Origin of the sequence: Rhizobium bangladeshense (assembly GCF_017357245.1) — a bacterium.
GTDB lineage: Bacteria > Pseudomonadota > Alphaproteobacteria > Rhizobiales > Rhizobiaceae > Rhizobium > Rhizobium bangladeshense.
Map to the genome: position 1 here is coordinate 133,054 of NZ_CP071617.1, position 14,620 is coordinate 147,673.

At 59.1% G+C, this 14,620-nt stretch carries 13 protein-coding genes; 5 read left to right on the forward strand and 8 right to left on the reverse strand.

Features of this window, described 5'->3' with window-relative positions; genetic code table 11:
* Positions 1 to 195: 195 nt before the first annotated feature.
* On the reverse strand, positions 196 to 855 hold the full coding sequence (locus J2J98_RS29765; protein WP_207604179.1) for a hydrolase: 660 nt from the start codon (positions 853 to 855) through the stop codon (positions 196 to 198).
* Positions 856 to 994: 139 nt separating this feature from the next.
* On the opposite strand from J2J98_RS29765, the gene J2J98_RS29770 reads away from it, so the two are divergent.
* Together J2J98_RS29770 and J2J98_RS29775 are read left to right on the forward strand one after the other, a co-directional pair.
* Positions 995 to 1,867, forward strand: coding sequence for a LysR family transcriptional regulator (locus tag J2J98_RS29770; protein ID WP_207604293.1), 873 nt, complete (start codon positions 995 to 997; stop codon positions 1,865 to 1,867).
* Positions 1,868 to 2,332: 465 nt separating this feature from the next.
* The gene (locus J2J98_RS29775) at positions 2,333 to 3,073 is read left to right on the forward strand and encodes an SDR family NAD(P)-dependent oxidoreductase (RefSeq protein ID WP_138395780.1); all 741 of its coding nucleotides are present in this window, start codon (positions 2,333 to 2,335) and stop codon (positions 3,071 to 3,073) included.
* Between the two features lie 151 nt (positions 3,074 to 3,224).
* Here J2J98_RS29775 and J2J98_RS29780 read toward each other — a convergent pair whose 3' ends face one another.
* Positions 3,225 to 3,998, reverse strand: a complete 774-nt coding sequence (locus tag J2J98_RS29780; protein WP_207604180.1) for an SDR family oxidoreductase — start codon at positions 3,996 to 3,998, stop codon at positions 3,225 to 3,227.
* Between the two features lie 88 nt (positions 3,999 to 4,086).
* Between J2J98_RS29780 and J2J98_RS29785 the strand changes: the two genes are divergently transcribed.
* Complete coding sequence (locus J2J98_RS29785; RefSeq protein ID WP_207604181.1) at positions 4,087 to 4,722, forward strand: TetR/AcrR family transcriptional regulator; 636 nt, start codon at positions 4,087 to 4,089, stop codon at positions 4,720 to 4,722.
* 421 nt (positions 4,723 to 5,143) lie between these two features.
* Positions 5,144 to 5,500, forward strand: a complete 357-nt coding sequence (locus tag J2J98_RS29795) for a hypothetical protein (protein ID WP_207604182.1) — start codon at positions 5,144 to 5,146, stop codon at positions 5,498 to 5,500.
* Between the two features lie 70 nt (positions 5,501 to 5,570).
* Here the strand turns inward: J2J98_RS29795 and attM are convergent, their stop codons facing one another.
* The 4 genes from attM to J2J98_RS29815 all read right to left on the reverse strand — a co-directional run bounded on the left by attM (position 5,571) and on the right by J2J98_RS29815 (position 10,182).
* Positions 5,571 to 6,359, reverse strand: coding sequence for an AttM family quorum-quenching N-acyl homoserine lactonase (gene attM, locus J2J98_RS29800; RefSeq protein ID WP_207604183.1), 789 nt, complete (start codon positions 6,357 to 6,359; stop codon positions 5,571 to 5,573).
* A gap of 32 nt (positions 6,360 to 6,391) precedes the next feature.
* Positions 6,392 to 7,894, reverse strand: a complete 1,503-nt coding sequence (locus J2J98_RS29805) for a sugar ABC transporter ATP-binding protein (protein ID WP_207604184.1) — start codon at positions 7,892 to 7,894, stop codon at positions 6,392 to 6,394.
* A gap of 10 nt (positions 7,895 to 7,904) precedes the next feature.
* On the reverse strand, positions 7,905 to 8,945 hold the full coding sequence (locus J2J98_RS29810; RefSeq protein WP_246569501.1) for an ABC transporter permease: 1,041 nt from the start codon (positions 8,943 to 8,945) through the stop codon (positions 7,905 to 7,907).
* A 133-nt stretch (positions 8,946 to 9,078) separates the two neighbouring features.
* Positions 9,079 to 10,182, reverse strand: a complete 1,104-nt coding sequence (locus tag J2J98_RS29815; protein WP_207604186.1) for a sugar ABC transporter substrate-binding protein — start codon at positions 10,180 to 10,182, stop codon at positions 9,079 to 9,081.
* 302 nt (positions 10,183 to 10,484) lie between these two features.
* Between J2J98_RS29815 and J2J98_RS29820 the strand changes: the two genes are divergently transcribed.
* Entirely contained in the window at positions 10,485 to 11,201 is a 717-nt protein-coding gene (locus J2J98_RS29820; RefSeq protein ID WP_207604187.1) for a FadR/GntR family transcriptional regulator, read from the forward strand.
* 239 nt (positions 11,202 to 11,440) lie between these two features.
* Here J2J98_RS29820 and J2J98_RS29825 read toward each other — a convergent pair whose 3' ends face one another.
* A complete protein-coding gene (locus J2J98_RS29825; RefSeq protein ID WP_064710481.1) occupies positions 11,441 to 12,664 on the reverse strand; it encodes an ATP-binding protein in 1,224 nt (407 codons plus the stop codon).
* Positions 12,665 to 12,951: 287 nt separating this feature from the next.
* A complete protein-coding gene (locus J2J98_RS29830) occupies positions 12,952 to 14,583 on the reverse strand; it encodes a GMC family oxidoreductase (protein ID WP_207604188.1) in 1,632 nt (543 codons plus the stop codon).
* Between the last annotated feature and the right edge of the window lie 37 nt (positions 14,584 to 14,620).

Genomic DNA, 14,620 nt, shown 5'->3' on the forward strand with positions numbered 1-14,620 from the left:
TTTGCCCTGCGGTCCGGAGGAGACGAAAACTCACAGGCTGTAATCTACGCCCGCGCCATACTATGTCTACATCATCGGTTGCGCCAAGGCAGTGAAAACCCAGGGCCGGTCGGCTGTTGATCGCCGGCCCGAGCGAGGACGTGGATGGCGAGCGAAGGCCGCTGCGCGGTTTTCGCTCGCCAACTCGTAGCCCGATTACATTCCTGTGCCGGTTTTGGGCGCTGGGGTGTTAAGCAATTGCTGCTCCCACAGATATGCAATCCCGCTACCGCCAACATGCTGCACGATAACGTCTGTGATCCTTGCCGCCTGTTCTGCACGAGCCCAGTCGCGCTGCCATTCGGCCGCGAGCGCCAACCAGGTCATCATGTTGACGCCGGCTGCGATCATGCGTTGAATTGCGACCTGGTGCGCCTCGACCGAGACTGCGCCCGAGGCGTCGGTAATCACCGTGACGTCCCAGCCTTCGCCCGCAGCCTGAATTGCCGGCATGGCGACACATACCTCCGTCCAGAGACCCGCTATAACGAGTTGCTTGCGGCCGGTCGCCTTCACGAGGTCGACGACCTTCTGATCCTGCCAGGTGTTGATGAGCGTCCGGTCGATTATCTCCTGGCCGGGAAACACGTCCGCGATCTGGGGGAACAGATTGCCGCCGCGCTCTGCGATCACTGTGGTCAGGATCGTCGGAACGCAGAAGGCCTTGGCCGCCTTCGCAAGACCGACGGTGTTGTTGACCACCATTGTAGGCTCGTGGCTGTTTACGTTCGCGAGCTGATAGGGCTGGTGGTCTATGAGAACGAGCACCGAATCTTCGGGACGCAGGAGTGAGTTGAGGCCGTTACGAAAGGTCATGGATTGTCCTGGGTTGGCGGTTCGTCGAGGTACATGTGAACGCTTCTTGAAAAGCGATCCGCGAGAACCCTGTCATTCTCACATGCGATACGGTAGTCCTCGGATAGGGTGAGCAGTGTTGCAGAATGAGGAACGCCGGGTGGAAATCGAGGATCTCAGGACATTCGTGGAAGTTGCCGATGCGGGCGGAGTGACACCGGCGGCGCAACGGCTCGGCATCTCCAAGTCAATGGTCAGCAGGCGCATCGCCCGGCTCGAGGCAGATCTTGGCGCGCAGCTTGTGGCACGGACGACGCGTGGCATCGCCCTTACCGAAGAAGGTGCCACCTTCCGAGACTACGCCGCGAGAATCTCGGCCGAGATCGATGCGGCGCGCGAAACGATCCTGCCGGCCGGGGAGCTCTGCGGCCGGCTGCGAGTTGCAGCACCTCTTTCGTTCGGCCCGACGCACTTCGCGCCCGTCCTGTCTCAAATGGCGCGTCGGCACCCGCAACTACACGTCTACTCGTGCTACACCGACCGCTTCGTCGATCTCATCACCGAAGGCTTCGACTGCGCCATTCGGGTCGGCTACCTGTCGGATTCCAATCTCGTCGCCAGACGTGTCGGACCACTGTATGGAAAATTCGTCGCCAGCCCGGACTACATCGCGGCGAACGGTTCACCTGAGACGCCGGACGAGCTTCTCAACCATCAGGCTCTAATGCAAGGAACCGAAATCTGGCAGGTCACCGATGGAGACCAAGTTCTCAACATTCGGCCACAAGGACGCTTCAAGGCCGACAATGGCGTAGCGCTCCTTGCGGCCGCGTTGGAAGGGCTCGGGATAGCAAGACTCCCGAACGGCCTTACGGATGAACATATCTCCTCGGGTGCGCTCGTCGAGGTGATGCCACGCCACGCGCCGCCTCCAGCCGGCATCTTCGTCGTCAGGCCTCCCGGACAGCATCCGGCCAAGAAGGTTCGCGTGCTGACAGAGATGCTGATTGAATGCTTCGATTCCGGCTCGTAGAAAGCGCCTCGAATCTGTGGCGCAAGATGTTCTGAGTAAAACTCGCCCAGCCGCATTGCCGCCTGGCCCACATATTCAGGCAGCCGCGACAGGGAGATCGTCAACGGTGCTGTGAACTGCTCGCCTTTCGAAGAGCGAGCCCATAGGCTGCCATAGATCGACGTCGAGCTTGCTGCCTCCAGCCTTTCCAAGGAAGACAAACGGCCTTCGGCAGCGAGCGCGGAGAGTGAAGCCCGTAGCCGCGCTGAGGAGCGTAGAGCTGTGGCCCTGCAGGACTAGCGAACGCACCGACGAGAGCCGAAACAGCGGATACCTGGCCAGTTCCTCTTCGCGCAACACTCTGTCGCGATCGTCGTCACTACGGGAATCCCTGCGGAAGCACAAAATAAGCCGAACTGGTCGTCGAGGGCTTCTGCGCCTCCCGACCCTGCTGAAACTTGACTGTCAGTAACTGAAAGGACCAACATGATCGATCTAAGCGGAAAGCGCGCCTTGATCACCGGCGGCTCGCGCGGCATCGGTGCAGCAATTGCCGAGGCGCTTGCCGATAACGGAGCCGACGTGGCGTTCACCTATCAGCATTCGGTTGAGAAGGCTGAGGCGGTGGCAAAAAATATTGAAAGCCGCGGCCAGCGCGCGTTTGCCATCCAGGCCGACAGCGCCGATCCGAACGCAATAGCTCGAGCGGTAGAAAAAGCCGTGTCTGCGCTCGGCGGGCTCGACATCCTTGTCAACAGCGCAGCTATCGGCCATTCCGGAACCATTGCGGACCTGGATGTGGAAGAATATCAGGCCCTGATGGACGTCAACGTGCGAGCGCCAGTGCTGTTCGCGAAAGCTGTTATCCCGCATTTGCAGGAAGGTGGCCGTATCATCACTATCGGTTCCGCCCTTGGCGAGCGGGTGCCATTTCCCGGAATTACGCCTTACGCCATGTCCAAGGCGGCGCTCACCTCATTCACCCGCGGCCTCTCGCGTGAACTGGGACCAAAGGGCATAACTGTGAATCTCGTGCAACCAGGCGCGACCGACACGGATGCCAACCCCGCCGACGGCGCGGCCGCCGATTTCCAGCGGAGCCTGACGTCGCTGGGACGCTACGGCGAGCCACGCGAGATCGCGAACGCCGTGGTCTTTCTTGCGAGCCCTGCCGCCAGCGTGATCACCGGCGCAACCCTGACTGCAGACGGAGGGGCAATCGCCTAGCCGGAGATCACCGAGCACCTCTCAGTGGCAGTGGCTCCGGCTGTGAAGGCCGTCAGGCTGAGAGGTGATAAGTCAACCGCCGGCAATACAACGGAGCATTGTCAAAAGGCGCGCTCTGCACGGCTGCAGAAATAGTGGACCGTCAGATCGATCAGATTCGGGCGCCGCCCGTCGCGTCAATCATCTGACCCGTCGTCCAACGCGCATCGTTCGATGCGAGGAAGGTGATGACGTCGGCCACGTCCTCCGCCCGTCCGACACGTGAGAAGACCGAGAGTGCTTCGGCGCCGGCGCGCGCATCCGGCGATGCCAGCCACTCGGCATTCATGTCCGTCTCCGTCACACCCGGCAGCACGGCATTGACTGTTATCCCGCGAGCCGCCAATTCAGGTGCCAGCGCAAGTGTCAATGTCTCGAGCGCGCCCTTGGAGGCAGCATACGCGGGATGCGTCGGCGCCGCGATCCGTGTAAACCCGGTCGAGACATTGATGATCCGGCCGTTCTCGCGAATGTGGTCAGCGACGGCCTGGATCAGGAAGAACGGCGCCTTGTAGTTAATCGTCATCACCTCGTCGAACGCGGCTTCGCTCGTCTGCTTCAACGGCAGTGCAGGCGCGATGCCGGCATTGTTCACCAGAATGTCGAGACCAGCCGAGCCCGTCTCGGTACGCGCGGCTTCGCTGAACTGCGCCCAGAGGCTGTCGGCCGCGTCCTTGCCCTGTCTGAAATCGGCCTTCACGGCGACGGCCTTGAGGCCTAGCGCTTCGATGTCGCGTACCGTGGCATTGGCCGCATCCGAATTGGCGGTGTAGTGCACGCCGATCAGCGCGGCACCCTCCTTGGCGAATGCAAGGGCTGCCGCCCGGCCGATACCACGAGAACTTCCGGTTACAAGGGCTATCTTGTTTGCTAGTCTTCGGGACATGGGCCACTCCGTTGCTAAATTAAATAGTGAACCCTATAATAAGAGGCGATAGACGTATGTCAACAATTTAATAGGGATCGCTATTTTAATGGCTGAGGCTGTCCGCAAACGAGGCAGACCGCGTGTTCTCGACCGCGACATCGGGCTCGACATCGCGGTACGGCTTTTCTGGGAACGGGGCTACGAGGGAACATCGACCGCCGACCTTACTAAGGCGATGGGAATCAATCCGCCCACGCTTTATTCCATGTTCGGCTCTAAGGAAGAGTTGTACCGTCAGGCGCTCGACTTCAGCATTGCCCGTGAAAACAGCCGACGGTTGAAAATCCTGCAATCGAGTCTTCCGGTTTATGAAGCCCTGAGCCTCTACCTTTATGATATCGCTGACGGAGACACCCAGCCGGACAAGCCGCCAGGTTGCATGGTCTCAACGGCCGTCCTGCAGCATGCGGAAGAAAATGCATCCGTCGCGCGGATGACGGCAACATTGCGCGAGACGTCGATGCAGACCCTCAAAGCCCGCTTCGACCGTGCCGTCGAGGAAGGCGAACTGCCTCCACATACTGATACCGACACGCTCGCGCGCTTCTATGGTGCGATTATCCAAGGCATGTCCGCCCAGGCCTGCGACGGCGCCTGCAATGCGCTTTTGAAACGGCTGATCGACATCGCACTCACAGCTTGGCCTGGAAAGCGGCAGACTTCCGCGGAAAACTCAGATTAAAGGCGCTTAACCACTCATATGACCGCAAGGAAGGCAGTGCTCGATATTGGAAATGTTATTGCCTCTGGCCGCCAAAGGAAGAGGGAAAACTTTCGCGCGTCTTGTCGAACCGGCGCGGCATGTGGCGCTATTTTACCTCCGGCGTGGACAATCGGCATCCGGTGCAGTTGAAATGATTTGAACCAGCGATCCTCAGGAAAACAAGTCGCCGCTCCCACAAAATCAATGAGTTGAGGCATAAAGTGGAGCCGCAACCAGCATGCAATTACTAATCGCTCAGCCGCAGGCTTGCCGGTCATGACATCCCGCTTCCAGCCGACATTAAACTCGAAAAATGATGTAGCGCTATGAGCCATTCATCTTCCGTCTCCACCACGACGAAAGATGAGCGGACCCTGTTGCGCAAGATCGTGCCGTCCAGATGGCGATTCACGATGTTGCCGAAACCCTGCGCCATGAACACACCCTTGCCCAAAGAACGGATGGTCTGATCGACGAGGGAAAGCGTGACGCCGCGGAGGGTATCTTCGTAGCTGCTGAATTACTCCTCCACCTGCGGGCGGCCGACATAGAGCCTTGGGAGCAAGCCAAAAAAAACAGCGTCGCTCGTATAGATCCGAGCCAGCGCCTTACTATCCCAGGTCGCAGCCGCAGCGTTCCATCGCTGCTGTATCTCATTGAGAATTATATCATGCATTTGAAAACAGGTACTCTCAGCCGGAAGCCCTGCGGCGGCCGTTGGTTATGTTTGGGGTTGAATATGGTTGGTAGGGCGTGACCCCACCCCTTGCGTCGTGGCGACGCCTGCCGTCGGCGGTTGTCCGCCGACGGAATCGCGCTTTCGAAAGTCAGTCGTAGTATTCTACGGGCGCTTTCTTGAAGCCCTGCCAGGTTTCCATGTCGTGGCCGGGTACGACGATCGCGTTTTCCTTCTCGACGACACGGCGCAACCTGCGCACGGATGCGGCAGCCTCGCGCGCCGAGGTCAGAGCGCCGGGCAGGCACTTCTCGTTCCAATGATCCATCGTATAGGCGGCATCGATCGCTAGCAGGATCGGGCCTGTGTTCGGCAACCGCACCATGATCGACTGATGACCGGGCGTATGCCCGGGCGACATGAACGTCTGCACACTGCCGTCGCCGAACACGTCGTACTGGTCTTCGTCTTCCATCACGTCCCAGGTGATGCCATCCTTGGTCAGGTCCTTCTTGATATAGCCGCCTTGCATGAACCAGTCGGCGGAGAAGGCCCAATCGATCTCGCGCCGCTGCACCAGATGGCGCGCCTTGGGAAAATTGCCGCAGGCGCCGGAATGATCGAGATGCAGATGCGAGTGGAGCACGAACTTGATGTCGTCAGGCTTCATGCCGATCTTGGCGAGCTGGTTCACGCAGCCTTCCGCCGGATCCATGATCGGGTAGTATTTTTTGGTCGTCTCGCCCCACCAAGCTTCCGGATCATGGGCCGCCTCGACGGCCGTACCGCCATCGATGACGATGTTGCCCTTGGGGTGAACGATCAGATACCACGGTATCGGCGTGAAGAAAGGCTCCTGGCTGTAGCCGAGCTTGATGTCGACTTCTTTCTGCCGGATCTGGCCGGTCTGGAACATGTAGAGCCTGATATTTGTGCTCATGGGGTCTCCTCCTGTCGTGAATATGCTGCGGCTTACGCCGCGGTTTTCGATTTTCCGCTCAACGTGACGGCCAGAAGCTCATCGTAGGTCCAGTCTGTCTTCAAAGCTTCCGCGACGCGGTTGCCGTCGTGAATGACCATGACGCGATCGGCCAGCGCGAGTGTTTCGCGCAATGACGACGACACAAGCAACACCGCCGCGCCATCCTGCGCAAGCTGCAGGATGATGTCGTAGATTTCCTTGATCGCACCGACATCCACGCCATTCGTCGGTTCGACGATGATGTAGAGAAGTGCACCGGCGCTCATCCATTTGCCGATGACCAGTTTCTGCTGGTTACCGCCCGAGAAGAAACGGACCTGGATGGTGGCATCGCGCGGGCGTACGGCGAGCTGATCCATCACCTCGTCCGCATATTTCTTCATCGCGCCGGGACGGATGGTCAAAAACCTCTCCAGCGTGTTCAGCACCGGAAGGCAGATGTTCTCGGCAACGGTCAGCGACGAAAAGAGCGCCTGCTTGCGGCGGTCCTCGGGAATGAGGGCCACGCCTGAACGGCGCGCGGCAATCGGTGTGCCGACGTCAATGACCTCGCCGCGCAGGCTGGCGTTGCCCGCGTGGCGCACGATACCGCCGAGTGCGCGTGCAACATCCTCCATGCCGCCGCCGACCGGCCCCGTGATGCCCAGAACCTCGCCCGCACGGACTGTGAAGGAGAGTGGTGACAGATTGGCCGTCGCCAGTCCCTTTACCTCCAGAAGAACCTCCGGGCGGACCCGGCTGCCGTCATTGTAGGCCGACAGCTCTGCGCGATTGCGATCGACCATCAACTCGGTCACTCGATCCTCAGTAACTTCGCCGCGGTTGAGCGTGCCGGAGACCAGCCCGCCGCGCAGGATCGTTGCACGATCGCAGATTTCCTGCACCTCCTTGAGGCGATGGGAAATGTAAACGATAGCGATCCCCTGCGTTTTGAAGCGCTCGATGATGCGGAAGAGCATCTCCGATTCTGCGGCGGAAAGGCGCGCCGTCGGCTCATCCAGCACGATCAGCTTGTAGCGACGATGGAAAAGCGTCGCCAGCGTAACCAGCTGCATCTCGGCTGCCGACAGCGTGCCGGCAACGCGGCGCGCGTCGAGATCGATGCCCATTTCGGTCAGGATCGCGGTTGCCTCGTCGTGGATTGCCCGGTCGCTGACCCCAAAACGCCCCGGTTCGTTGCCGAGCAGGATATTCTGCCCGACGGTGAAGCTGGAAACGAGTTCGGCGTCCTGATAGACGGCGCCGAGGCCCAGGCGGTGCGCTTCAGGCGGGCTAGAGACGCGCACGGGCGCGCCTTCGAGGAGAATCTCGCCGGCGCTGGGTGAATAGACGCCGGTGAGGATCTTGATCAAGGTAGACTTGCCGGCGCCGTTTTCGCCGAGCAGGCCGTGGACCTCGCCGGCAAGGAAGCTGAGGCTCACGCCTTTCAGTGCCTTGGTGCCGGCAAATTCCTTCTCGAGATTCTTAAGTTCGACGAGTGCTGTTCCGGTCATGGCCCTCACCTCAGATGAACTTGAGGTGGACTTCTTCGCGGTTCAGAAGCGCGTTTGCGCCGACCGCAATGATGAGAACCAGCCCCTGGAAGATGTGGCGGGCTGCAAATGGGAAGCCGACCATGTTCATGCCGGAATCCACCATATAGAGGAAGAAGACGCCGACGAGCGTGCCAAGCAGATGCGGCCTGCCTTTGCCGAGCACGGTCGCGCCAAGGAACACGGCAGCGAATGCCTCCAGCAGATATCCTTCACCACCGACGGGCTGTGCCGATGAAGAGATGGAGGTCACGATCACCCCGGCAATGCCCGACATGAGCGCCGACAACACGAAGGCGAGGATGACCCAGCGATAGACGTTGATGCCGGAATAGAAGGCTGCCATCGGATTGTCGCCGACGGCGGCGATGTAGTGGCCGATGCGGGTACGGGTGGCGGCGACCAAGGCGACGAGGAAGACGGCAAGCAGGATGAGGACCGGGACGCCGACAATGCCGAATTTGCCCTGGCCTAGATAAAGGAAGGCCGTTTCGTCATAGCCGACCGGCACCTGATAGCCGCCGGTGATGAAGATGTTGATGCCCGAAAGAACGAACATCACTCCCAGTGTCACCACGATGCCGGACAGGCGACCATAAGTGACGAGAATGCCGTTGACCGCACCGATCAGGCACGCGGCAATGAGCGCGACAGCTATTGCGGCCCATGGTCCGAGGATCGGAATGAGGAAGGCGACGAGGATCGAGGACGTGGTAACCGTCAGGCCAATCGACAAATCGAAGCTGCCGGAAATGACGACCCATGTCAGGCCGAGTGATACGAGCGCGCTGACGATCATAGAGAACAGGATGTTGTTGAGGTTCGACAAGCTCGCGAAATAGGGCGAGGCGATGGAAAAGCCGACCGCCGCCAGCACCAGCACGATAATGGTTCCCCACCGCCGCAGAAAGCGCATGGCGGAGGATTCATTTCGTCCCGCTGTCTGTGTCTTTGCCACGAGTTTTTTCGTCGTCTTCGCCTTCGCGAGGCTTTCCTGCTCAGCTTGCGTCACTGTACTGTTCCAGTCGTTCTTGATCGATAGAAGGCAAGCGTTAGCCTGCGCCGAACCGCTTACCGTGTGGCATGTCATGGGAGACGCATGCGGCGGGCGGGAAGATCAAGCCCGCCGCATGCCAGGCTGGCTCTTAGCCGCCGAACTGCTTCAGCAGTGCGATCGCTTGCTCATCCATGCTCTTGAGTTCGGCAAGGGCCTCTGCCGCCTGATCGGGCGTCTTGGTGATGACTGGAATGCGGTAGACGATGTTCGGGACATCCTCGCCTCGGGCGAGCTTGACGGCGAGTTCGCCGGTCTTGCGGCCGATTTCGGGAAACGGCGAGTCGCAGCTGAAAACCACCGGAACCTGCTTGGCGGCCCAGGCTTCGAGGAATTGGGTGGAGAGATAGTGGTTGAACAGCGGGACGTCGTCGCGGTTCATCTGCTTGAGCGCTTGCGCTGCTCCGAGTGTGAAGGGCCACCACCACGAGATAAAGCCGGCAAGCGAACCGGGCTCGGGATTGGCCTGCAGAAGGGACAGCATATTCTTGCGGCCCACGGAGATTTCGTCCGTCGTGCCCTGTCCACCGTCGATGAACGGAAGAACCTTCATGCGCGGCTCGTAGCGGCACATCAGCTCGAACATATCGACTTCCATGTCGAACGGCGTGAAGTAGCCACGCTGCTCGGCGGTCTGGGCGAAGGTGCCCTGACGCTTGCAGTAGTTCTGCACGAAATATCCGAGCGTGGTGGCGGTGCCCCACACGTCGTCCATAACGGCGGGCGAATCCTTCACAGGGATCGTAAAGCCGACCGTCTTGATGCCGCGCTTATGAGCCTCGTCGGCGATGTAGGCCGTCTCGGATTCCTGGGAGTAAATACCAATGACGAGAGCGTCGATGCCGCGATCTAGCAATGCACGGGAAGCGGCCTGCTCGCTTGCCTTGGTCGGCTCGCCGCGAACGGTGACGACTTCACCACCGGCATCGAGCACCGCCTTGACGATCTGCCAGCAGCCGCGCCGCCAAGGCTGGTTGAACGGGCCGTAGGTCAGCGGCACGCCGATGCGCACCTTCTTGCCTGGCGCCGGTGGCGTGATTTCTTCCGCACTCGCAACCGTCGCAGACCCGGCAAGGACAGCGCCGCCGATAATGCCAGCTGCGCTCTTTAGAATGGTGCGCCGACTGAACTTCGCATATTCGCTGGCCTCCTGGGCAAGTCTTCGCAGTCGTGCGGTGTCATCAAAGAAGCTCATGTTTTCCTCCCTGTTGCTTCGGATTTCGGCCCGAGGAGCCCGGCGCTTGTAGACCGACGACGGCTGCGCACGCGTCGCCGGCGGCGCTGGACCGATGCCCCACGCCCTGCCCGCTTCGTGAACCTGAAACCCGCCGAGGCGACCGTCGCGCCCCTCCTCTGGACAAGGAACCATATTACATGGTTGCCTGACAAGTGGATTCTGCTATTCTTGCGGAAAAAGTTGCAACAGGGCAGTGGGAGGCGGCAAAGCCTGTTAAAACCTCGCGTGGTAGGGACAGGCAAAAACGCTCGGAGGTGCGCATGGTGCTAGATCACAAGGTAACTCGCGGCCCGTCGCTTGCGGATTCGGTCGCTGGCCGAATTCGCGCCGACATAACGTCCGGAACCTACGCGAAGGGCGACAGACTTCCGACGGAGCGTGTTCTTGCAGAGAAATACGGCGTGAGCCGGCCCATCGTGCGTGAAGCGATCGGCACGCTCAAGCGGGACGGTCTGGTTTCAACGCGCCAGGGGCTTGGCGCCTTCGTCATTGAGACGAAGGAGGTCGCCTTCCGGTTGGCAGGCGTCGATCTGACCGATGCTCTGGATGTCCAGAATGTTATCGAGCTGCTGATGGCAGTTGAATCCGCTGCAACGGCGCTGGCAGCAGAGCGGCGTTCCGCAAAGCAGCTCGTCGAGATCGAGCGTCGGCTCAACGCCATCCAGACGGCATTCGATAATGGTTCGGCCGGCATCGAGGAGGACCTGGCGTTTCACCGGGAGATCGTCGATGCATGCGGCAATCCGTATTTTCGGGAGATGTCAGATTTCCTTGAAGCCCATGTCCGAAACTTCATCCGCAAAGCCCGGGCCAGCACACTGCGCAACGCCTTGCTCGAGCAGGTGCAAGCCGAGCACGTCGCCATCTACAATGCAATCGCCAATGGTGATGCGCAGGAGGCGCGGCTTGCAGCAGAGGATCACCTTCGCGGGGCCGCCAATCGACTCACCTTGCTTCTCCACGAAAACTCCTCATGAACGGAAGTTAGTTCCCGAGCAGCCATCTCAAGCGGGCTTATCAAAAGCTGAACCATGCGTCGGGCGTAGATGCAGCATCGGGTGTGGAATAATAAGGTTCTAATTGGAATACGAACCATCGACCCCACTTTTCCGCAACTGTGCAGTTGAACGGAATCGAACCTGAGGCCCATTTGTTTCGAAACCGTCGAAGTTTCAAGAATGCTCGAGTCTGGAAACTGAAGCCAAATCCTCACGCGCTAACGCCACAATGCCGATATTGGAACAGCGGACAAACGTTCCCCGAAAGGGATCACCTTATGATGGTCATACAAGACCATGCCCGAAACAAACCGTTCTCCGGATGCTTCGGCCAAAATTCGCAATCCCGAAAAATCGGAATTCGAGACAGATGCTGCCGCTTTTATCTCGATGCCGACGATCCGGCCTCTTCTATCTTCAATGACGATATCGACTTCGTTCTGCTGCTTGTCACGAAAATGCGAAAACTCGTATCGGCTATGCCCGCCGCTGGCGAGCTTTAGGATCTCCCCAAACACGAAAGTCTCCAGCAAAGCCCCGAACTGACCCCTGTTGTCGCGCAGGCGGTCGAGAGAGAGGTCACGAAGAGAAGAGAGCAGACCAGAGTCGAGGAAATGGATTTTCGGTGTTTTGGTCAGGCGTTTCAGTTTGTTCGAAAACCATGGTTGCAAGGTTCGGGCGAGGAACAGGCTCTCGAAGATGCCGACATATTTTTGCGTTGTGATGTGATTCATCCCGATGGCGGCGCCAATTCCGGAATAGTTCACGAGTTGTCCCGAATGCTCTGCCAGAATGCCTAGCAAGCGCGGCATTTGAGCGATCTGCTCGATCTGTGCGACATCGCGAACGTCGCGTTGAACGATCGCATTGATGTAATCCGCATACCAGTCCTGCCTGCGGCTCAAGGTTTTGCGGCCCAATGCCTCGGGATATCCACCTGCCAGAACTACAGCTATCAGGTCGTCACCGACGATTGGTTCTCCGGCCGTGGCTTCATTTTGAAAGGCGTCACGCAGGAAGGTGCTGCCGGCCCTTCTGATCTCGCTTTGCGCAAGTGGTAGCAATCGAACGACTTCCATGCGCCCTGCGAGTGAGTCTGCCACGCGTGGCAGCGTCATGAGATTTGCTGAACCAGTCAGGAGGAAACGCCCTGGGCGCTGGTCCGTATCCACGCTTTCCTTGATCGCCAACAACAGCTCGGGAGCGCGCTGAATTTCGTCGATGATGGCGCGATCCATACGTCTTACAAAGCCAACTGGATCCTGCCGCGCTGCGTCCAAGGTCGTCGCATTATCGAGCGTGTAATACTCCATCCCCTCCTTGGCCATTTTCTTAGCCAACGTCGTTTTTCCTGATTGTCGGGGACCTACGATCAGTACGACTCGCGTGTCTGACATGGCGTCGGCAACGCGCCGCTCAACGAGCCTTGGGTACAGCGCCACAGCTTCATTCCCTTGATGACTGTTTGAAACTACGGCGATGACTGATTGAAAGTCAATGTGTGACCGTTTGAAATTAACGTGGCGGGTAATTTAAAGTTGGCGACATGCCAGATTGCGGCATGAGGTAGGCGAGAGGCCATGCAGGCGCTGCTGAACCTTCGCTGATTGGTCACCGAGTAACCTTGTAAGCGTGGTAGGACAAGCCAACTGAGCACTAACAAACACATACCCACGTCGAAAAACTTTGCGCCACGGATAGCGGAGCGCAAAGTCCCTCGTCGTTGAAGTCACACGGACTGAGCGAAAGGTTCACGCAAAGCGGACAGACCATGTGACTTGCGCAACAGATCGGCCGCCCTCTCTCCGATGACAACACATGGTGCCATCGTGTTGCCGGTGGTGATCCGCGGCATGATCGAGGAATCCGCGATACGAAGGCTATCGATGCCATATACCTTGAGCTCCCTATCGACGACCGACATATTGTCACGTCCCATTTTGGCGGTGCAGGATTGATGCCAATAGGTGACGGCCGAGCGTCTAATGAAATCGATCATGCCTGACCTGCTGCGCGGGCCTGGAGCGGTTTCACCCGTTACCAGAGGTCTGAAGCCATCGCTGTTTCCCAGTTCGCGACACAACTCGACTGCGGCCAACGCGGCTGCCATGTCTTCGGGCTCACTGAGGGAGTTCGGCTCGATCAGGACGGGATCGTTTATGTCGGGGCCAGAGAGCCTCAATCGTCCGCGGCTTTTCGGCTGTGCAAGACCGTTGAACATCGTCCAACCGTATTCTGGCGTTTGGAGACCCGTTTCGGATGGTGAAGGCACCGCGAACTCCAACTGACACTGGAGGATGTCGGGCTGGTTTAGACGCGTGTCACTCTTCCAGTAGATGTTCGCCTCGCAGCCGCTACCGCCAACAGCTTCCGGTTTTCGGTAGGCCCAGGTGCAGCCGAAAGCGAGATGATCCTGATGATTGCGACCGACACCCGGCAGGTCTTGCACGACTGTAATACCATGCGACTGCAGATCTTTTTTTGGGCCGATCCCGGACTGCATAAGGACCTTCGGCGTATTGATCGCCCCCAGTGACAGCACCGTCTCGCAATGCGCCATGAACTGGCGTTGCCGACCATCGACCAGAGCCTCCACTCCTTTCACCCGCTTACCATCGAAGATGAGACGCGTAACCAACGCATCGGTCAGCACCGTCAGGTTGCGGCGCGACAGCAGTGGACGAACATAAGAGTGGAATACCGATTCCCGCTTGCCATCCCGGATCCGTAGCTCAGCGATCGATGCGCCTCCGGGGACTTCCATCATCTCGCCGTTCGTTGAACCGAAGACCGGAACGCCCAGAGCTGACGCGGCGCTCAACAGGGCCTCTGCGACTGGCTGGGGTGACAGAGGCTGTGCGACATGCACTGGCCCCCCCGTTCCGCGACGGGATGGGTCCACGTCGCCCTGCCAATCTTCGATCCGGCGATAATAACCGAGGATCGACTCATATCCCCAGGCATCATCACCCGCCTCTGCTGCGAAGTAATCCCAATCCGCCTTGTGTCCCCTGGCCCATACCATGACGTTGATACTCGAACCGCCGCCTAGCCCCTTACCCATACTGAGAGGGAGTCGTCGCCCGTCCAAACCAGGAGCCGGTTGTCCAACAAAGCTCCAGTCCCGGCTCGATCCGAGATTAAGCGGCCACTGCGCGGGGTTCGATACGGTTTCGGATTTATCATCGCCACCTGCTTCAAGCAGCAGGACGCTGGCGTTTCCATCCTCTGCCAATCGCGCTGCGACAACCGAGCCGCTGGACCCTGCGCCGCAGACGATGAAGTCAAAGACATCGCCGACCGCGTTCTGCGGAAAGGACGTATTTGCGGGCACATTATCGTCATAGTTGTATAGTTTCACGTAAGTTCCTCCGTGAATTATATCGGGTAAATTGATG